This is a genomic window from Capnocytophaga endodontalis (genome assembly GCF_002209445.1).
GTDB classification, from domain to species: Bacteria; Bacteroidota; Bacteroidia; order Flavobacteriales; family Flavobacteriaceae; genus Capnocytophaga; species Capnocytophaga periodontitidis.
Window position 1 is genome coordinate 790,654 of record NZ_CP022022.1, and the last position, 22,048, is coordinate 812,701.

At 42.9% G+C, this 22,048-nt stretch carries 14 protein-coding genes; 13 read left to right on the plus strand and 1 reads right to left on the minus strand.

Going from position 1 to position 22,048, the window contains the following annotated elements; genetic code table 11:
* The first annotated feature begins 20 nt into the window (after positions 1-20).
* From lacZ to CBG49_RS03835, 4 genes are all read left to right on the plus strand, one after another.
* Complete coding sequence (gene lacZ / locus CBG49_RS03820; protein ID WP_088593446.1) at positions 21-3,080, plus strand: beta-galactosidase, LacZ type; 3,060 nt, start codon at positions 21-23, stop codon at positions 3,078-3,080.
* A gap of 583 nt (positions 3,081-3,663) precedes the next feature.
* On the plus strand, positions 3,664-7,707 hold the full coding sequence (locus CBG49_RS03825) for a hybrid sensor histidine kinase/response regulator transcription factor (protein ID WP_088593447.1): 4,044 nt from the start codon (positions 3,664-3,666) through the stop codon (positions 7,705-7,707).
* Positions 7,708-7,750: 43 nt separating this feature from the next.
* Positions 7,751-9,817 carry a beta-galactosidase gene (locus tag CBG49_RS03830; RefSeq protein ID WP_088593448.1) on the plus strand — a complete coding sequence of 689 codons (2,067 nt, stop codon included), beginning with the start codon at positions 7,751-7,753 and terminating at the stop codon, positions 9,815-9,817.
* Positions 9,818-10,284: 467 nt separating this feature from the next.
* Entirely contained in the window at positions 10,285-12,354 is a 2,070-nt protein-coding gene (locus CBG49_RS03835) for a GDSL-type esterase/lipase family protein (protein WP_088593449.1), read from the plus strand.
* Here the strand turns inward: CBG49_RS03835 and CBG49_RS03840 are convergent.
* Positions 12,338-13,489, minus strand: a complete 1,152-nt coding sequence (locus tag CBG49_RS03840; RefSeq protein ID WP_088593450.1) for a glycosyltransferase family 4 protein — start codon at positions 13,487-13,489, stop codon at positions 12,338-12,340. The two genes, CBG49_RS03835 and CBG49_RS03840, sit on opposite strands and share 17 nt — an antisense overlap.
* A gap of 303 nt (positions 13,490-13,792) precedes the next feature.
* On the opposite strand from CBG49_RS03840, the gene rimO reads away from it, so the two are divergent.
* From rimO to rfbG, 9 genes are all read left to right on the plus strand, one after another.
* The gene (rimO, locus tag CBG49_RS03845; RefSeq protein WP_088593451.1) at positions 13,793-15,103 is read left to right on the plus strand and encodes a 30S ribosomal protein S12 methylthiotransferase RimO; all 1,311 of its coding nucleotides are present in this window, start codon (positions 13,793-13,795) and stop codon (positions 15,101-15,103) included.
* A gap of 77 nt (positions 15,104-15,180) precedes the next feature.
* Positions 15,181-16,500 (plus strand): UDP-glucose dehydrogenase family protein, encoded by a 1,320-nt coding sequence (locus CBG49_RS03850; protein ID WP_088593452.1) that lies wholly within the window; start codon positions 15,181-15,183, stop codon positions 16,498-16,500.
* Between the two features lie 73 nt (positions 16,501-16,573).
* A complete protein-coding gene (locus CBG49_RS03855; protein WP_088595252.1) occupies positions 16,574-16,795 on the plus strand; it encodes a hypothetical protein in 222 nt (73 codons plus the stop codon).
* Positions 16,777-17,070, plus strand: a complete 294-nt coding sequence (locus CBG49_RS03860; RefSeq protein ID WP_088593453.1) for a Txe/YoeB family addiction module toxin — start codon at positions 16,777-16,779, stop codon at positions 17,068-17,070. Before CBG49_RS03855 ends, CBG49_RS03860 begins: the two co-directional genes overlap by 19 nt.
* A 154-nt stretch (positions 17,071-17,224) precedes the next feature.
* Positions 17,225-18,073, plus strand: coding sequence for an NAD-dependent epimerase/dehydratase family protein (locus tag CBG49_RS03865; RefSeq protein ID WP_088593454.1), 849 nt, complete (start codon positions 17,225-17,227; stop codon positions 18,071-18,073).
* Between the two features lie 266 nt (positions 18,074-18,339).
* Positions 18,340-18,960 carry a hypothetical protein gene (locus CBG49_RS03870; protein WP_088593455.1) on the plus strand — a complete coding sequence of 207 codons (621 nt, stop codon included), beginning with the start codon at positions 18,340-18,342 and terminating at the stop codon, positions 18,958-18,960.
* Between the two features lie 122 nt (positions 18,961-19,082).
* A complete protein-coding gene (locus CBG49_RS03875) occupies positions 19,083-20,075 on the plus strand; it encodes a 2Fe-2S iron-sulfur cluster-binding protein (protein ID WP_088593456.1) in 993 nt (330 codons plus the stop codon).
* Positions 20,076-20,128: 53 nt separating this feature from the next.
* Positions 20,129-20,899, plus strand: a complete 771-nt coding sequence (gene rfbF, locus CBG49_RS03880; protein ID WP_009417218.1) for a glucose-1-phosphate cytidylyltransferase — start codon at positions 20,129-20,131, stop codon at positions 20,897-20,899.
* The gene (gene rfbG, locus CBG49_RS03885; protein ID WP_088593457.1) at positions 20,893-21,963 is read left to right on the plus strand and encodes a CDP-glucose 4,6-dehydratase; all 1,071 of its coding nucleotides are present in this window, start codon (positions 20,893-20,895) and stop codon (positions 21,961-21,963) included. The genes rfbF and rfbG overlap by 7 nt, the downstream gene beginning before the upstream one ends.
* Positions 21,964-22,048 lie beyond the last annotated feature (85 nt).

Genomic DNA, 22,048 nt, shown 5'->3' on the forward strand with positions numbered 1-22,048 from the left:
CCATAAAATAATAAACGATTATGAGAATACAACGTACCTTATTCTTATTGATTTCCGCTTTGGCGAGTAGCCTCAGCATAGCGCAAACCCACGATTGGGAAAACTTAGCAGTAAGCAGTATCAACACCGAAAAAAGCCATAGCCACTATGAGCCGGCTGGAAAAGTACTCCTCAACGGCAATTGGCAGTTTGCCTACTTCAAGCACCCTTCACAAGTGCCTGCCGATTTCTTTTTGGGCAAAGGCATTACCCAATGGGACGCTATAAAAGTGCCTTCAAATTGGCAACTGCAAAGCAACCGATATGACCCTCCTGTTTTTACCAATATCAAATATCCGTTTGCAATGAACCCTCCTTACACCCCTAAGGACTACAACCCTACGGGAGTGTATAGAACGCAATTCACTTTGCCCAGCAAATGGAAAGGCGAACAGGTGTTCATTCACTTTGCGGGAGTGCAATCGGCGATGGAGTTGTTCATCAATGGTAAGCAAGTGGGCTATCACGAAGATGCAATGCTACCTGCCGAGTTCAACATCACTCCTTACCTAAAAAAAGGCAAAAACGAGCTGTATGTAAAAGTCTTGAACTGGTCGGACGGCAGTTATATAGAAGACCAAGACTTTTGGCGACTCAGCGGTATTTATCGCGATGTATACCTCTTTGCTACCCCCGAGTTGCGTATGCGAGACTTTTCGGTTTATCCTCAGCTCGATGCGCAATACCGCGATGCTACCTTGCAGGTGCAAGTAGAGGTACAGAATTTAGGCGAAAAAGTAAGCGATGCCCTTGTGGTACAAACCACCCTTAAAGACAGTAAAGGCAATGTGATAGGTACCGAAAAAGCCTCTGTTGCGGATATTGCTGCGGGAAAAGAAGCTACCGTTAGTACCCAAATAGCCGTAAAAAATCCGTTGAAATGGACTGCCGAAACCCCTAACCTCTATAAAGTGGAACTCAGTTTGCTCACCGCCAAAGGCAAAGTGTTACAATCGTTTACTCAAAATGTAGGATTTAGGAAAGTTGAACTAACAAACGGATTGCTCCTTGTGAACGGCAAGCCTGTGAAGTTTAAAGGGGTAAACCGCCACGAGTTCGACCCTTATAATGGTCGCACCATCACCCGCCAATCGATGATTGACGATATTATCCTGATGAAAACGCACAACATCAATGCGGTGCGCACCTCTCACTACCCCAATCTGCCTGAATGGTATACCCTCTGCGACGAATATGGTTTATATGTGGTAGACGAAGCCAATATCGAGAGCCACGGATTGTGGGAGAGTGGCTACTACATAGGCGAACGCCCCGAATGGCAAAAGGACATCGTGGAGCGCAATGTGAATATGGTTGCCCGCGACAAGAACCACCCTTGTATCATCTATTGGTCGATGGGGAATGAATCGGGTTGGGGCAAGAACTTCGATGCAGCTTACGAGGCTATAAAAGCTCTCGACCCTCAAAAACGCCCTGTGCATTATGAGTCCAAAAATCCTGCTTATGCAGGCGTGCTCTCGCATTACGATATTATCTCTAATATGTACACCGAGCTCAACCACCTAAACAATCTCTTTACCGAAGACCCTAAACGCCCTGTGATTATTTGCGAATATGCCCATTCTATGGGTAACAGCTTAGGCAACTTCCGCAAGTATTGGGAGCTTTTTGCTACCAATGAGCGCTACCAAGGTGGTTTTACGTGGGACTGGAAAGATCAAGCGTTGCGTTGCAAAGATAAGAACGGCAAAGAGTATTGGAACATCATCAATCATATCGACAAGGCGAATGTGAACGACGGATTGGTAAATGCCACAGGCGTTCCTCAACCCGAAATGCACGAACTGAAAAAGGTATATCAGTATTTCAATGTAAAGGATATTGATATCAACACAGGTCTGGTGCTCATCAGCAATAGCAACTACTTTGTAAATAGCGACGAGGTGTATTTGCAATGGGAACTTATCGAGAATGGCAAGCCTATCGCTAATGGGGTAATCAACGACTTGAACATTGCCCCACAAAGCCAAAGAGCCCTACAAATACCTTTCGATACAAAATTAGTACAAAACGGCAAGGAATACTTTATGAACTTCCGTTTTAAGAATAAAAAGGCAACTGCTTGGGCTTCAAAAGATTTTGAAGTAGCCAAAGAACAACTCGCCTTTCCTAACCGTGTTGAGAGAGAACTCACCAAGCCTTCCGATAAAAAACTAACCTTTACTGACGAAGCGACAAACTTCACCGTAAAAGGCGACAATTTTACAGCCGTATTCAGCAAAAAAACGGGCGGTTTAAGTCAATTTACACATAAAGGGAAAAACCTGCTTTCAGAAGCGATGGTGTCCTCTTTTTGGCGTGTACCTACCGATAACGATGAAGGTGGTTTTGAACAATCATATGCCTCAGCTTGGCGTAAAGCGGGATTAAAAGAAGCTACGGTAAGAGCTACTGAAATGAAAGCTACGCAAATAGGGGAAACCCAAGTGAAGATAGTAGCACACAACCGAATTGAAACCAAAGCGGGCAATATCAGCCAACAAGTAACTTACCTCATCAATGGCGAGGGACGTATAGATATCAGCACAAATGTGGAAGTGCCTGCCTCTGTGCCTCCTTTGGCAAGAGTGGGAATGCTCCTAACACTCGACAAGAGTTTTAACAAAGTGGAATGGTACGGCAAAGGTCCTTATGAAACTTATGCCGATAGAAAAGAATCGGCTTTTGTGGGTATTCACAGCGGTGCGGTAAAGGATATGCACTTCCCTTATGTAATGCCTTCTGAAAATGGCAACCATATCGATACCCGTTGGCTCAAACTCCTTTCGGGTACTACCGAACTATACATCAGTGCCCCTAAACTTTTTAATTTCAACGTACAAGACTATTCGGACGACGCACTGAACCAATCCAAAGAAACCCAAGAACTGCGCCGTGGAGACCACACTTATTTGCACATCGATGAGGCTCAAATGGGTGTAGGAGGTGACGACAGTTGGTCGCCACGCGTACATAAAGAATTTTTGCTCAACCAACCGTATTATCATTACGAATTTAGTATTCAGGTAGGGAGGAAATAAGGAGGTCTAAGGCCTTAGGCCATAGGCACTAGGGAAGCGACGGTTAATTATTCAAATCCTCGTGGAGTAACTTTTTGGAACATTAACTTTGCCAAAGTTTGAAACTTTGGCAAAGTTTATACCGCAAAAGTGATTTGAATAGCAAATAGGAGAGTTGAGAAATTCGGAAGGAAACGGAGGAAATCAAAAGAGGGTTAAGACTGTTTTTGGTGGAAAAAGGCTTTAAGGAGGGTGGGGTTAGCTTATAGAGAGCTTATAGGAAGCTTATACGAATCTTGGACGATTGGTATAGAAAGGGTATGTAAAAAGTTGATTAATAGCACAATACAACAGTGTCAAAAATGCCAAAAATAGGGTTTCGAGGCGAAAGAAAAAGAATCCTCACCCCGTTCACATACTCTCCTATTCGGAGACTTCTCCCAAGGAGAGGGGGAGTGTAGGGACGGAAAAGGGGAAGAAAAATTAGAGAATTAGCAAATTTGGAAATGAGAAAATGGGGAGGTGTGAAGTATTAGGTCATAGGTAATAGGGCGGAGTATGAAGGAAAAGGGGGAGAGAATTTAGAGAATTAGCAAATTTGGAAATGAGAAAACTACTCTACATAATATGGGCGTTATTTCCTGCCTTGCTCTCAGCGCAGGACTGGGCGTATCTATCCAAAATCACCACCCACAACGGATTGGTAAGCAATGAGGTTACCAGTATGTTGCAGGACTCAAAAGGCTTTATATGGATAGGCACTGATGACGGTTTGCACAAGTTCGACGGCTATGATATCACTGTATATAAGCACAATAGCACCCAGAAGAACAGCCTTGCAGGAAACTCTATCAGGTGTTTGTTTGAAGACAGTCAGCACAACCTTTGGATTGGCTTAAAAGGCGAAGGACTCAGCAAACTGAACCTGCGCACGGGTATCTTCACCACCTACAAACATCAAAAAGGGAGTAAAAGCCTTAGCTATAACGATGTAGCGGGCATAGTAGAGGACGAGGCGGGTATGATTTGGATAGCCGTAGACCGTGGCGGACTGGATATGCTCAATCCCAAAACAGGAGTTTTCATTCATTACGACATTCGAGAAAAAGGCACTTCCAAACCTCTGAATAACGCCCTTACGGGTATGGTAGCTACCAATGGCACGCTCATACTCAGTTCGTGGGGTGGCGGGGTGTATAGCTTTAACCGCAAGGAAAAACAATTTGAACTACACCCTTATTGGCATACAAACGACACTGATGAGAAGGTATGCAAGCACATTTTCAACCTCTACAAAGACCCAGAAGGCACGGTTTGGGTATCATCGGCACACGGTGGTTTGTATAGCTTAAATGAAAAAACGAAAAACTATGAACGTTATGCGGTGTGTGGTGCGACCCCTTGTACACACAATGTGAACGTGCTTTCGGTAGCCGATGACGGTCAGCACAACATTTGGATAGAGACTAACGAGGGCATCAAACTCCTCAACAAAAATACTCACACCATTACCGACTTGCAAAACCCGCAACTCGCTAATGAAAGTGTGAATCACATCTACCGAGATAAAAGCCAACTGATGTGGGTGAGTACCGCCTCAGGGATTTACTATTTTAGCCCTACCCCTGCCCAATTCAAATGGGTGAGGTACAAGAATTTTCTTTCGGAAAAGCAAGTGCGCGCTATCTTTAAGGACAGCAAAGGCAACCTCTGGATAGGAGGCTTAAACCATATTGATAAACTCAACCCCGATAGGAAAACACTCACTGCTTTTAGCAACCAATCCTACAACCCCAATACTCAGCTCTATCAGGCTTTCTGTGAAGATGCCGAAGGGAATATTTGGATAGGCAACTATGCCAATTATCTCATTAAGTACAATCCTTCGTCCAATAGTTTTAGTCAGGTGCCCATTCCCGTGCCTACCGGTACGAACTACACCTACCGCAACGTCTATCAAATTACCAAAGATTGGGATAATTCCTTTTGGCTTGCTACCGAGTTGGGGGCAATCAACTACCAGCCCGCTACGGGAGTTTTTACCCCGTTATTCGAAAGTAAAAACATTATCTACCCCGAAGATAAAACCCCCGTAATTCACCGCGACCAAGACCTTCTTTTGTGGGTAGGCACCGAAAAAGGCTTGCGTTGTTACACCCGCGACCTAAAACTCAAACACACCTATACAGCCCTAAAAAACAACACACACGCCCTGAGCAACGACTTTATTACGGCTATCCACGAGAGCAAGGACGGCACCTTGTGGATAGGCACCAAAGGAGGGCTACACAAGTTCGACAAGAAAACCGAACGCTTTGAACTCATTTGCCGTAAAGGCACCGACTATGGCGACCCTATTTTTGGTTTGGCAGAAGACAATAGTGGCAATCTGTGGATGAGTACCCCTTCGGCAGTACTGAAATACACCCCAAAAAGCCAACAGTTTCAAGTGTTCAACGAGTACGACGGATTGCAAAATTCGGGCTTTCAATTAGGGGCTTTTGCACAAGCTAAAGACGGCGAACTACTCATTGGAGGAAAAGACGGTTTTAATACTTTCTATCCTCAACAGCTTACCCTTAACCAAACCCAACCCAAAGTAGTAATTTCCGATTTTCAAATATTCAACAAATCGGTACGACCAGAAGAAGGCGGGGTGCTCAGCGAGGTGATAGATGAGACCCAAAGCATTCACCTCAAACATTGGCAATCGGTAATATCGTTCCGTTTTTCGGCATTGAACTACCGCGCTTCTTTCAAAAACCAATACGCCTATATGCTCGAAGGTTTCGACAGCGATTGGATTTACGACACTTCCGAGCGCATCGCTACTTATACAAACCTCAACCCAGGCACTTACATCTTCAAAGTAAAAGCCACTAACAACGACGGGGTGTGGAGCGAAAAACCTACTACGATTAAGATAGTAGTAGCCCCTCCGCTTTGGCGAACAACTTGGGCTTATATCCTCTATGCCTTGCTGGGAGTGGGCTTGCTCGTGCTTATCGTCAAGTATTACACCATCAAGGAAAGAGACAAGCAGAACCTGCGCATCTCGCAATTGGAAGCCCAGCGTATGTACGAAATCAACGAGATGAAAACCAACTTTTTCTCTAACATCTCTCACGAGTTCAAAACACCGCTTTCGCTGATTGTAGGTCCGCTGAACCAAATGGTAGATGATGAGAACTCTCCTAAGCAGCACAAAGATAAGTATACAATGATGTTGCGCAACGCCCAAAAACTGATGCGCCTCATCAACCAATTACTCGATTTTAGAAAGTTAGAAAAGAACAAATTAGAGCTGAATTTGCAATACGACGATGTGGTGAAATTTGTAAAAGGAGTGAGTGAAACCTTTGCTTATCTCGCTTTAGAAAAACAAATACAATACACTATCAAAAGTACAATGCCCAGCTTGTGGATGCCTTTTGATGCTGATAAGTTAGACAAAATTCTCTACAATCTCATCGGGAATGCCTTCCAATACACCCCCGAAAAAGGCGCTATCACGGTATTCATTGCGACTGTGGTGCAAAACCAACAGAAGTTTTTGCAAATAAAGATAGCCGATACAGGCATTGGCATCTCCAAAGAAGAACAAAAACAGCTCTTTACCGCTTTCTTGCAAGGCAAACGCCAAAAAGAAATCCACAACGAGGGGGCTGGCTTAGGGCTCGCTTTTACCAAAGACCTCGTCGACCTACACCAAGGGCATATAGAGGTAGAAAGTGAAGAAAAACAAGGGGCTACCTTCACGGTATTGTTGCCTATTTTAGATGTGCCACAACTCCACGACGAGGCGTCTATCACCTTGCAACAGATAAACACTACCCAAGCAGTGAAAGAAATAGCGCCACAAGAAAATGCAACCGACAAGGAAGAGACTATTTTGGTGGTGGAAGACAACGACGATATGCGCGATTATATACAGCACATCCTCAGCGAACATTTCCACGTACTCTTGGCACGCGACGGCGAAGAGGGTTTAGAATTGGCAATTGCCCACATCCCCGACCTTATCGTATCGGATATTATGATGCCTAAACGCGATGGCATTTCAATGGTAAAAGAACTGCGCGCCAACGAAAAAACAAACCATATCCCTATCATTCTGCTCACCGCCTTAGACAAGGAATCGCAAGTGGTAGAGGGCTACAGTTTGGGTGTAGAAGACTATATCACCAAACCTTTTTCGGCTAAAATCCTCAGCAAGCGCATCGAAAATATACTGCTTTCTCGCAAGAAGCTGTGGGAACAGTACAGCTCCTCCCCTAACCTGAATGTCTACCGCGAAAAACTCATCGGGCAACCTTGGAAAAAAGAGTTTGTAGATAAGGTGAACAACATTGTAATGGAACACCTCAGCGACCCCGAGTTTGGTATCGATGCTCTCGCCGATGCCCTAAATATGAGCACTAACCAGCTCTTCAAAAAGGTAAAAGCCATTATGAACACCACCCCTTACAACGTGATTGTACAAATACGTATGACCGCTGCTACCCAACTGATGAAGCAAGGTAATTTGAACATTTCGGAAGTAGCCTATAAGGTGGGTTACCAAGAACTATCGAACTTCAGTCGCTCGTTCAAAAAGTTCTACAATGTTTCACCGCGAGAGTATTTGAAAGGAGAAAGTGAAAAATGAAATGTATAAGCTAATTTGATAAGTTTTATAAAAGAAAAGATAAGTGGATAAATGCTTTATCACCTTACCTTTGCAGCACAAAATGTACCACCAAAAAAGTATTTGTATGTTTTTAAAAAATTGTATATACCTTTTATGTCTTGGGGTTGCCTCCATCACTACCACTGTGAAAGCGCAACCCTATGTATCCCCCATTGGTGCACAAGTGTTTATCGAACCTGGTCAGAGTGATGAACAAATCAACACTTGGTTCAAACTCCTCAGCGAGCACCAAATGAACTGTTGTCGCATTCGTATGTTCGAAAACTATATGAAGCGCCCCGACGGTACTTGGGATTTCTCGCTGTTCGACAAGGCTTTTAAAGCAGCAGAGCGATACAATGTGAAGATTGTAGGCACACTCTTCCCCGCTGCCCCCGACAATTCGTTAGGTGGCTTTAAACACCCTTATTCCCAGTCACATCTACAAGAAATTGCTACCTATATCAAGCAAGTAGTAACCCATTTCAAAACCTCGCCTGCCCTCTATGGTTGGGTGCTAATGAACGAACCTGGCACAGGGGGTTGGGTGCCTAACGATGCTTTTGCCAATGCTCAAAAAAGTGAATGGCTCAAAACACTACAACCTACTACTTACAACAGCAAAGGCTACCCACAAATAGTAGATTTCACCCCTCAACAGTTCTTGCTACACTACAACACTTGGTACCTGCAATGGATTGCCAATGAGGTAAAAAAATACGACCCTAACGCCTATTTGCATGTCAATTCTCACCAAATATTCAGCAATATTGCCGAATACAATTTCCCCGCTTGGCGCAACTTCCTCAGTTCGTTAGGCGCTTCTGCTCACCCCAGTTGGCATTACACTATGTTTCACAGAAATCAGTACGCTACAGCTTTGGGGGCGAATTGCGCTATCATACGTTCGGGAGCAGGCGAATTGCCTTTTTGGGTAACCGAATTGCAAGGGGGCAACAACACTTATAGCGGTTATAAAGCCTTCTGCCCTACCAAAGAAGAAATTACCCAATGGCTGTGGACGAGCATTGGCAACGGTGCTGAACACATCTTATTTTGGTGCTTAAACCCGCGTGCTGTGGGCGATGAAGCAGGCGAATGGGCACTCGTAGATTTCCAAAACCAACCTACCGACCGACTCACTGCTGCCTCCGAAGTTGCCAAAACACTCCAGAAAATCAATATCAGCAAATTTAAACCCGTAGTAGCTAATATTCACATCCTCTATACCCGCGAAACTCTTTGGGTAGAAAAGAAAGCGCAACTAAATGATAATAGCAACAATGATTACGAGGGCAGAAACACGGGAGGTGCTATGAAATCGGCGTTTGCAATGTATGAAACCCTACTTGAAAACGGCATCAATAGTCAGTTTCAGTGCTTTGATGAGTTCAACTGGAACAAGCCCTCTTACAAAGGCGAAACCATTATTTTATCAGGACAAATAAGCCTCCCATCGCGTTATTGGGAACCCCTGCGCAACTTTGTACGCAATGGCGGCAAACTGATAATGGAAGGACTTAGTGCGTTCTACGACGAAAATATGTTTGCCCTACATCACACAGGATTTCCACTACAAGATGTATTGGGGGGCGCACTGAAAGAAGTAAAATGCCTCCCTACCGATTTCAGTGTAAATTACCAAAACGCACCTCTGCCCGCCCATCTTTGGAAAGGTAGCATCTACAATGCTCAAGGACAAATAGTTGTCCAAGAGGAAAATAATGTATTGGCAACGAGACATCGCTTTGTAAAGGGGGAGACCTTTTGGTTGCCATCGCTATTGGGGTTGGGCGCTTTGCGAAGTGACAAAGGGGAAGCGCTTTCGCGTTTGCTACTCGCCGAAGTACAACCCACTGTGCCTTTTCAGTTTGAAACTTACCAAAAAGGAGTGCAAATGTATACAATGCAAAAAGGCAATCAATATCTTACTATCCTCATCAACAAACGTCCACAAGCTACCACAGTGGCATTGCGTTGTCCCAAAGGAGTAAATCCTTCAGTTGTTTTCGCCGATAAGGGAGGAAGTGCAACAGCCAACACCGCCCGCCTATCCTCCGAAGAAACCTTAGTAATTCTTTGGAAATAAAATTTCCCAATTCATTAATTATTTGCAATTTTTGCGTCGCTACACTTTGCCAAAGTCTAAACCCTTAGGCAGCTTTTCTATGACAATCCCCTCCGAGATTTTCCTAGTTTCTCCGAGACACTCCCCCCTTATCACAACATCACCGTCAGGTGAAAATTCGTGAGATAATATTGAAATAATATAAAGATAAAGACTTTTACACACTCCCTATTTCGTGAAAATTCGTGAAATTCGTGGGAGACTAAAAAACAAAACTGTTTATCATATTCACTGAACAATTCACCGTCAGGTGAAAATTCGTGAAATTTGTGGGAGTTTAAAATATTTTGCTGCTTAGAAAGTCCGCGATAACGGAGAATAACTTAGACCTTTAAAACACAAGCACTAATGATTCTTTGGAAATAAAATTTCCCAATTCGCTAATTATTTGTACTTTTGTAATTGAATAGCATTCAATTTGCAACCAAATGAAAAAACAACTACTCTTTATCAGTGCCTTAGTGCTTGGCTCTTTGGGTTGGGGACAGCAAAAAACTATCAAAGTAGCTTGCGTAGGCAACAGCATTACCTACGGCTATGGCATCGAAAATCGCGAACAAAACAGCTACCCTTCAGTATTACAACGCTTGTTGGGTAAAGGTTATAAGGTAGGCAATTTCGGTCATTCAGGAGCGACTTTGCTCAGCAAGGGACATCGCCCGTACATCCAACAAGAGGAATACAAAAAAGCCCTTGCTTTTGCAGGCGATATCGTGGTTATTCACTTAGGCATCAACGATACCGACCCGCGTAACTGGCCTAACCACCGCAACGATTTTGTAAAAGATTATCTCACTCTTATCTCTTCTTTTAAAAAAGCTAATCCCAAAGCGCGCATCGTCATCGCACGTATGAGTCCGCTATCGCACCGCCACCCTCGTTTTGAATCGGGAACACGCGATTGGCACGCCGAAATACAACAAGCTATTGCGCTCGTTGCCCAGCAAACAAACGCCCAGCTCATCGACTTTCACGAGCCGTTGTACCACTTCCCACAAATGCTCCCCGATGCCGTACACCCTAATGCACAAGGGGCAGCTATCTTGGCGCAAGTAGTCTTTGGTGCTATTACAGGCAACTATGGAGGCTTGCAACTCCCTGAAATCTATTCTGATAATATGGTATTGCAACACGGCCAGCCACTGCCCTTGCACGGCATTGCCAATGCAGGCACTAAAATCACTGTAACAATAGGCAAACAGCAACTCAACACCACTGCCGATAGCAATGGCAAATGGCAAGTAACCTTAGCGCCGCTTGCTGCCAAAGAAACCTATACCTTGCAAATTACCGCAGGTAAAGAAAAACGTACTTTTAAGAATGTAGTTGCTGGTGAAGTGTGGCTTTGTTCAGGACAATCGAATATGGAGTTTGAAATGTTCCAAGCCTCAACAGGCGAAAGAGATATCCCACAAGCCGAAAACCCTAATATTCGATTGTTTGATATGGAAGCCCGTTGGCGCACTGATAATGCGAACGCTTGGGAAAGTTCAGCCTTGGATTCTATCAATGTGTTGCAGTACTATAAACCCGCTCAATGGGAAGTCTGTACCCCTAAAACCGTACGTGCTTTTTCGGCAGTAGCCTATTACTTTGGACGTACCCTCCAAAAAGAGTTGAATATGCCTATAGGGCTCATCTGCAATGCTGTAGGTGGCTCGCCTACAGAATCGTGGATAGACCGCCGTACATTGGAATACGACTTTCCGCGTATCCTCAACAATTGGCGTGAAAACGATTTTATAATGGATTGGGTGCGCCAGCGTGCAGGCGAGAATATCGCTAAAGCTACCGATAAATTACAGCGACACCCCTATGAGCCTGCGTATCTGTTTGAAGCAGGCATATTGCCCTTAGCGAAGTATCCTATCAAAGGAGTGATTTGGTATCAAGGAGAATCTAATGCACATAACAAAGAGGCACATAGTAGGTTGTTTCCACTATTAGTAAAAAGTTGGCGCACTGAGTTTAACAATCCCCAAATGCCTTTCTATTATGTGCAGCTATCGAGTATCAACCGTCCGTCGTGGGGTTGGTTTAGAGAAAGTCAGCGCCGATTGATGAAGGTAGTGCCTCACAGCGGAATGGCAGTATCGTATGACTGTGGTCACCCCACCGATGTACACCCTAAAAACAAACAACCCATAGGTGAGCGTTTAGCACAATGGGCGTTAGCCGACACGTATGGCAAAAAAGTACTCCCTTCAGGACCTTTGTTCCGTTCAGCAACTTTCAATGGAAAAGCCGCTACGGTTGCTTTTGATTATGCCCGCGGAATGCACCCCGCCGATGGTAAAACCTTGCGTGGGTTTGAACTTTCTGATGGTAATGGAATTTTCTATCCGGCAACAGCCGAAGTTGTAGGCGAAGAATTAAAAGTAACGAGTGAGGAAGTAAGTACTCCCAAAATGGTGCGCTATGGCTTTAGCCCCGTGACCGACGGCAATTTAGTAAACGAAGCCAACTTACCCGCCAGTACCTTCACAAGCGAGCCCTAACACCTGAGACCTGAGACCTATCCCCTAACACCTGATCATAAACTTTCATTAACTCTTGAAATACAGCCTCATCGGTAAAGCGTTGTGCATAGTGGTAGCCCTCGGTAATCATCGTCGTGCGCAGCGCTTCATCAGTAGTGATTTTTACTATAGCCTCGCGTATTTCGGTAGCCGCTCGGTCTAAATTCACATAGATAGAATGAGCTCCTCCTGCTTCGGGAAAACAACTGCCCTTAGAAGTGATAACGGGCGTTTTAGAAAATAAGGCTTCTATAATGGGAATGCCAAAGCCTTCAAACACTGAGGGATAACAGAACACCGTTGCCAACTGGTAGATAATTGCCAAATCTTCCATTGATACGCCGCTGAGCAACTGCACACGTTCACTGAGGTTATGCGCCTCACAGTACCTCTTTATCTCCTCGTAGTATTGAGTGGGCTTGCCTACCAATACAAGCGACATATCTTCAAGAGGTTCAATCGCTTTCACTATTTCGAGAGCATTTTTGCGAGACTCTATAGCCCCCACATTTAGCACAAAACGATCAGGAAGTTGGTATTTTTCGCGTATAGCCGCTTTTTCTGTTGAAGTATAAGTATTTTTAAACGCCTTGTGACACCCTTGATATACCACTGTAATTTTCTCTTCGGGAACACCCAAATAAGTGATGATATCGCGTTTTGTCTGTTCGCTAATAGCAATGATATGCTGGGCGTTTTGGGCAGCATAAAGAAACTTTTTATAGTGAATTTTTCTATCAAAATACGAATACCATTGGGGGTAACGCATAAAAATAAGGTCGTGAATAGTTACCACTGTCGGCAAATGCTGAGCAATACCTTTGGGAATTTCCCCTGAAAGTCCGTGATAGATATCTATGGGTAGTTTTTTAGCTATAGCAGTGATTTTCAAGCTGCGCCAAAGACTTTTTAATGTGCGCCAGAAGAAAGATTGAGGAGTGATTTCAGTAGTATTTTCATCAATTTTCACCCCTAAAAATTTGCGTTTTTGAGGGTTAAATAGGTACAAATGACCAACCTTATGCTCTTGGAGCATACGAATCAAGTCGCGACTGTAGTTACCCAAACCGCGAAAGTTATGAAAAGCCCGTTTGGCATCAAAAGCTATGTTCATCCGTTAAAAAAAATATCATATTGTTTTATACAATCTGTGTAAATCCAGCAGCACCAGCTGCCAATTTGTGAGATAATATTGTAAATAATATAAAGGATTTTATGCAATCTGAAATTCGTGAAAATTTGTGAGATTCGTGGGAGACTTTTTAAACATCAGCGTTTCTCAGATACCCTCAGAGCACCCCAAAAACTCATTCTCCTGACACCTATCCCCTAAACCTCGCCGCAAAGATACAAATAATCAGCAAATTGGCAAATTGGCAAATTATCCGTACTTTTGCACCCCGAAACAAACTGAAGAATGCGAACAAGATCAATAAAAAAGAATACTATCAATGTGGTAACCCTTGGTTGCTCTAAAAACGTGTATGACAGCGAAGTGCTAATGGGGCAGTTAAAGGCTGGTGGTAAGGAAGTAGTACACGAAAAAGAAGGTAACATAGTGGTTATCAACACTTGTGGGTTTATCAACAACGCCAAAGAAGAGAGCATCAACACTATATTGGACTATGTACAACAAAAGGAAGCAGGATTAGTGGATAAAGTCTTTGTAATGGGTTGCCTCTCCGAACGTTATAAACCCGATTTAGAAAAAGAAATCCCCGATGTCGATCAATATTTTGGAACTAGTGAATTGCCCGCTCTGCTCAAAGTTCTCGGCGCCGACTATAAACACGAACTCATAGGTGAACGACTCACCACTACACCTAAAAATTACGCATATCTTAAAATATCCGAAGGATGCGACCGCCCTTGCAGTTTTTGTGCTATACCACTAATGCGTGGCGCTCATATCTCTACCCCCATTGACGATTTGGTAACCGAAGCCGAAAAACTCGCCGCCAAAGGGGTGAAGGAACTCATTCTCATCGCTCAAGATATCACTTATTACGGCTTAGACCTTTATAAAAAACGCGCTCTTGCCGACCTATTGCGCGCCTTGGTAAAAGTTGAAGGGATTGAGTGGATACGCATTCACTACGCCTTCCCCACAGGCTTCCCGATGGACGTGCTTGAGGTGATGAAAACCGAGCCTAAGATATGTAATTATTTAGATATCCCACTGCAACACATTTCCGATAAGATTCTCACCAGTATGAAACGCGGTACCACCCAAGAGAAGACTACCAAGCTCCTCAAAAAATTCCGCGAAGCAGTCCCCGAAATGGCAATCCGCACAACCCTAATTGTAGGTTACCCTGGCGAAACCGAAGAAGATTTCCAAAAACTAAAAGATTTTGTTAAAGCAATGCGTTTTGATCGCCTTGGTTGTTTTACCTATAGTCACGAAGAGAATACCACAGCCTACGAGTTAACCGACGATGTCCCCGAAGAAGTAAAACTACAACGTGCCAATGAAATTATGGAATTACAATCGCAAATATCGTGGGAATTAAACCAAGAGAAAGTAGGTAAAACCTTCCGTTGCCTCATCGACCGTAAAGAAGGCAACTATTTCGTAGGACGCACCGAATACGACTCCCCCGATGTCGACAACGAGGTACTCATCAACGCTAAAAAACACTATGTTAAAATAGGCGATTTTACTGATGTGAAGATTATAGAGGCTGCCGACTACGATTTGTACGGAGAGCCCGTCGCAATTTGTTAAAATTTACTAATTGACAAATTTGCTAATTGACAAATTATTCATATCTTTGCAAAAAAATATAATACAGAAATCCATATATGAAAATAGCAGTCATAGGCACTGGTTATGTAGGTTTAGTATCAGGCACTTGCTTTGCCGAAATGGGCAACAAGGTAACCTGCGTAGATGTCAATACTGAGAAAATAGCAAAACTCAAACAAGGAATTATACCTATCTACGAACCTGGATTGGAAGAGATGGTGCTGAGCAATGTAGCTCATCAAACCTTGTTTTTTACAACGGATATAGCCGAGGCTATCAAAGATGCCGAGGTCGCTTTTATAGCTGTAGGAACTCCTATGGGCGATGATGGGTCAGCCGATTTGCAATATGTGCTTTCAGTAGCCCAAGCTATAGGCGAAACTATGCAAGGAGAGCTCATTGTAGTCGATAAATCTACCGTACCTGTAGGTACAGCCGATAAAGTACGTGCTACCGTACAAGCCGCCTTAGGTAAACGCGGTGTGAATTACAAATTTCACGTAGTATCTAACCCCGAGTTTTTAAAAGAAGGTAAAGCGATTGAAGATTTTATGAAACCTGATCGCGTGGTAATAGGAGCGGATAACGAATACGCTTTCAAGAAAATGAAAGAACTCTACAATCCGTTTTATATGCAAAACGATCGTATGATCACAATGGATATCCGCTCAGCCGAAATGACCAAATATGCAGCAAATACAATGCTCGCCACCAAAATATCGTTTATGAACGAGATTGCCAATATCTGTGAGCGTGTAGGAGCCGATGTGAACAAAGTGCGTATCGGTATAGGATCCGATAGTCGTATAGGCTACAGTTTTATTTACCCCGGTTGTGGCTATGGAGGCTCTTGCTTCCCCAAAGATGTATTAGCTTTAAAAAAATTAGCCGAAGAGGTAAATTACAAAGCCAAATTGATAGAAGCCGTCGACGATGTAAACAACCGTCAAAAATATGTAATTGCTCAAAAAGTAATCGCTCACTATGGTGAAGACCTCAGCGGCAAAACCTTTGCTGTATGGGGGCTCTCATTCAAACCTGAAACCGATGATATGCGCGAAGCTCCTGCAATTTATGTCATTAAAGAATTGGTGAAACGAGGTGCCAAAGTACAAGCCTACGACCCCAAAGCCGTTCACGAAGCCAAAGTATGTTACCTAAAAGATGTTGAGGTTACTTATGTAGAGAGCAAATACGAAGCCCTAAAAGGAGCTGACGCCTTGCTTTTACTCACCGAATGGAAAGAATTCCGCGTCCCCGATTTTGATGAAATCGCCAAATTACTAAACGAAAAAGTCATTTTCGATGGTCGCAACCAGTACAACGCCTTTGAGTTACCCCAAAAAGGATGGAAATATATACAAATAGGAGTTTAATAGTTAGGTGAGAGTTCCCACAATTCCTATAGCTCTCACAGCTCCCATAGCACCTATAGAAAAAGAATTAATTATGGTTACATTACAATTAACATTTAACAATGAGGCAGAATACGCACTCTTTGATACCCTTTTTGAAAAATTCAAAATCAAAAAAAAAGTGGTGAGTGTAGGAAAGCCTTTGAATACTTATTCTGAAACTACAGCTCAGAAAATAAAAAAAGCTCGTAGTCAAAAACAGAAAGGAACACTTACCACTGTAACACCAGATAACCTATGGACACTGACCAACTAACTTTTATAGTGCAAATATCCGATGATGCAATAGATGATTTAAAAATTATCAAAAAGTCAGGAACTCCTGCTATAAAAACAAAAATAGAAAGAATCATTCAAGAGTTACAAGAAACTCCAACAAAAGGAGTAGGGGCTCCTGAACAACTTAAAGGAGAAGAAGGCGTTGTTTATAGCAGAACACTCAATAAAAAAGATAGGCTTGTTTATGAAATATTAGAAGAAGAAAAACGTGTAATTATAATTCAATTTTTAGGGCACTACCAAGATAAATAAAGATTACATCTCTTATGAACTTTGTCAAAGTCTCAAACTTTGACAAAGTCTAATGAACTGATTATCTGTTTTATAAAATTACCAGTATCGTCTGAATTTCTCTGAGCCTCTCTGAGACCACTGATAAATCACATTTTAATTCTGCATTTGCACAATGAAAATATTAGTAACAGGTGGCGCTGGCTTTGTAGGTTCAAACCTTTGTGAAGCCTTAGCCAACAACCCTCAAAATGATGTCTATTCATTAGACAATTACTTTACCGGAAGCCGAGACAACCACGTGGCGGGAGTAACCTATATAGAAGGTAGTACCGAACACATTTTCGAGCTCATCAATTTCACTCCCGATTTGATATACCATTTAGGAGAATACTCTCGTGTAGAACAAAGTTTTGACGATATCGATAAAGTGCTTCTGTTCAATAAAATAGGAACTTTAAAAGTGTTAGAGTTCTGTCGTAAACACAATTGTAAATTAGTATATGCAGGCAGTAGCACTAAGTTTGGCGATGGTGGGATTGGCAAAGACCAAAGTCCTTATGCGTGGAGCAAATCCTCTAACACCGAACTGATTATCAACTATGGCAATTGGTATAATTTAAATTATGCCATTGTATATTTTTACAATGTCTATGGCAAACGCGAAATACGCACAGGCAAATACGCAACCCTCATCGCCCTCTTTACCGAGAAAATGAAGAAAGGCGAACCTCTAACAGTAGTGAGCCCTGGTACCCAACAGCGTAATTTCACCCATATAGATGATATAGTCGATGGATTACTATTAGTAGGACAAAAGGGCAAAGGCGATGGCTACGGCATAGGCAGCCCCGAAACCTATACAGTCCTCGAAATAGCCCAACTGTTTGGAGGTGAGATACAAATGCTTCCCGAACGCAAAGGCAACCGTATGACCGCCGAAGTTGTTACCAAAAAAACAGAAGCCCTCGGCTGGAGAGCTAAGAAGCATATAAAAGACTTTATAGAAAAACTAAGGAACTAACAGCTTGAAAAAAGGGGAGAAGATAAATTTATCGTAACTATAGGAATAACAGTGACGTAATCGTTAAAATACCTTTACTCCACTGCTCCCATAGCTCCCAAATCACCCGTGTAGATTGCACTCATAAAACCCTCTCATTTTCAAACCTATAGACAAAAAATCTCTTTTCTGCCTAAAAAATATTTTCATAAATTCGTAAATAATTAAAATATTTTTGTACCTTCGCGCCTCAAAAACATTTTAACACCTTTTAACATTTACCATTTATGATGAACTTTTTAACACTCAAACAATTCTCCCCTAAACGTTTGCTCAAAGGAGACGACTATGTAGAAAAAGAAACCGATAGCATCCACAATGCCCTATTCCTACCCGTGACTATTGTCTCTTCATTTGTATACTATGCCGCCCACACCGATATCGAAAACAAAATCCTCTTCTATTTAGCTGGCGTTTTTGGAGTTATCTACTACATTCTCGTTAGGCTCGTCTTCACCTATCGTTTGCAAAAACACTTAGCACAAACAGTACCTAACTATCAGTTCAAGTGGAGCTTATGGTACGTCAATTGGAAAGACGAAGCTCTACAACAAGCGTGGAAAGAAAAACTACAAGCTGTGCGCAAACGCGGAGATCTCACTAACGAAAAACACCTGCGAATACTCCACACTTACCAATGCCACAACACCGCCCACTGGGCCTATGCAGGGCTGTTCCTACTCATAGTCATAGGAATCTTTTGCGCATTTCTATTAGCAACCACCAAATCCCACCACAAACTCACCGAGTTCAACCGCAACCGACGCCGAGCACTCTCCGCAAGAGTACAACACTTAGCAAAAACCTCTACCGATAACAACCTACTCACCCTCAAAACATTGGTATAACACCCCACTAAACAAATATACTAAAACTTCTAAAAAAAACTACACATTCAACCTATTTCATAAATAAACATAGGTGTTATCCAAAATAATTTTGTATATTTGCGCCCTAAATATTACCTATCTTGTCAACATATACCATACATTTAAAAAACGACAAATCTTATCCTTGTGATGAGAATACCTCTTTGCTAAGAGCCGCCTTAGATAACGATATCAGTTTAGAATATTCGTGCTTTGAGGCACGTTGCAGGAGTTGCCGTGTAAAAATACTTCAAGGCAAAGTTGAGAATTTGCAAGACGAAAAAGTGCTTACCGCAGAAGAAAAAGCAGCGGGCTATGTACTCTCGTGCAATGTAGTACCTAGATCAGAAGTAATATTAGATGTAGAAGACTTGGCAGTAAAATTGCCTAAACCACAAGTTACACCTTGTAAAATAAACAACATCACTGTACTTACTCCTAATATTGTAGAAGTAGTATTGCGCTTGCCCCCAAAGATAGTCTTTCAGTTCTTGCCTGGACAGTATGTAGATATTATCAGAAACGGACAAAAACGCAGTTATTCTATCAGTCATAGCCAATGTGAAGGCAATGAACTAAGACTCTTTATCCGTAATTATGAAGGAGGTTTATTTAGTCAGTACTGGTTTAACGAAGCCAAACCTAACGACTTATTACGAATGGAAGGCCCACTGGGTACTTTTTTCTATCGCAATAATCCCAATTGTGAGGAGATCGTTTTAATAGCTACAGGCACTGGAATCGCACCTATAAAAGCAATTTTAGAGCAGCTGCAATCTACACCTGATTTGACAGCTCATAAAAAAATATGGCTTTTATGGGGAGGAAGAAAACGAGAAGATCTCTTTTGGCAACCCAAAACAACACTACCTAATTTCACCTATATACCCGTACTCTCTCGCGAAGAGCAGTGGCAAGGGGCTAAAGGTTATGTACAAGAAATAGCATTACAGCAGCCTATCCATTGGCAAAAAGCACAAGTATACGCTTGTGGTAGTGAAGTGATGATACAAAGCGCTCAAAAACTCCTCTCCGAACAAGGACTAAAAGAAGAAAACTTCTTCGCCGATGCGTTTATAGCAGGTAATAAGTAAATTTTTATAAATAAAAAAATAATTGCCCGTGCGGCTCGCACAAAATTATCTTTATGAAAGCAGTAATATTAGCAGGTGGTCTCGGTACACGCCTCAGTGAAGAGACCGTTGTAAAACCCAAACCAATGGTAGAAATAGGAGGAATGCCCATCTTATGGCATATTCTCAAAATTTATTCACATTATGGCATCAATGAGTTCATCATCTGTTGTGGCTATAAAGGCTATATCATCAAAGAGTACTTTGCCAACTACTTTATGCACCAGTCCGACATCACTTTCGATATGGCAAACAACGAGATGCACGTACACCAAAAACGTGCTGAACCGTGGAAAGTAACCCTCGTAGATACAGGAGAGCACTCTATGACGGGAGGACGCCTTAGAAGAGTATTGCCTTATATAGCCAATGAGGAAGCTTTTTGCTTTACCTATGGCGATGGGGTAGCTGATATTGATATTGCTAAATTACTAGCTTTTCATAAAGCTCACGGCAAGCAAGCTACCCTCACTTCTGTCTACCCCCCAGGTCGCTTTGGAGCTTTAGATATAGTAGACAATCAGATTATGAAGTTCCAAGAAAAACCAAAAGGCGATGGTGCTCTCGTAAACGGAGGTTTCTTTGTCCTTTCTCCCAAAGTGATAGAGCGCATCAAAGATGATAATACAATTTGGGAACAAGAACCTCTCAAAGGATTAGCTGCCGACGGACAGCTGATGAGCTACAAACACGAAGGTTTCTGGCAACCAATGGATACCCTCCGCGATAAAATGCTCTTAGAAGAATTATGGCAAACCAATAAAGCTCCTTGGAAAGTATGGTAGTAGGAAAAGTAAATCCTCAATTTTGGAAAGGAAAACGCGTATTTGTTACAGGGCACACTGGATTCAAAGGGTCGTGGCTATCCCTATGGCTACAGCTGATGGGAGCCAAAGTAAAAGGATTTTCATTAGCCCCTCCTACCCAGCCCGCCCTCTTTGAAGTCGCTAAAGTAGGTGACAATATGCAAACCGAAATAGGCGACATTCGCAACCTCCAACAGCTATCACAAAGCATACGTGCTTTCAATCCCGATGTGTTATTACATTTAGCTGCTCAACCTTTAGTACGACTTTCCTATAAAGAACCTGTAGACACTTATAGTACCAATGTAATGGGTACTGTAAACGTTTTGGAAGCAGCTCGATATGCCCCTCAGCTGAAATCGGTAGTTATTATCACTACCGATAAGTGTTATGAGAACCGAGAATGGGAATGGGGCTATCGTGAAAACGAACCTATGGGCGGACACGACCCTTATAGCAATAGCAAAGGCTGCGCTGAGTTAGTAGTCTCTGCCTATCGCCGCTCTTTCTTTTATACTAACGATACCGCAGCTGTAGCCTCAGCCCGTGCAGGTAATGTAATAGGAGGAGGTGATTGGGCTGACGACCGGTTGATACCCGATATCTTGCGAGCTTTTGAGCAACAACAGCCCGTGATTATCCGTAACCCCCTCTCTACACGTCCGTGGCAGCACGTATTAGAACCCCTCTCAGGCTATTTAGTATTAGCTGAACGCTTGTATAATGAGGGCAATGCCTTTGCCGAAGGTTGGAACTTTGGACCTAAGGACGACGATTGCCAGCCTGTACAATGGATATTAGAAAAAATGGTACAATTTTGGGGCGAAGGAGCCCGTTATGAATGGGACAAGAGCGAACAGCCTCACGAAGCTAACTTTCTAAAACTCGACTGTTCCAAAGCTGCCACCCGACTCAAATGGCATCCTCAATGGCGACTCGCCGATACTTTAGAAAAAATCGTCCATTGGCATCGCGCGTGGCTACGAGGAGCAGATATGCAAACCCACTGCCTTTACGAAATCAAAGGCTATATGGAATCCTAAACCCATCAGCGCAAGCTGAAACATTCGTGCAAATTTATGAACTTAGAGGTCAGAACCCATCATCTCAACCTGAAAAATATTCGTG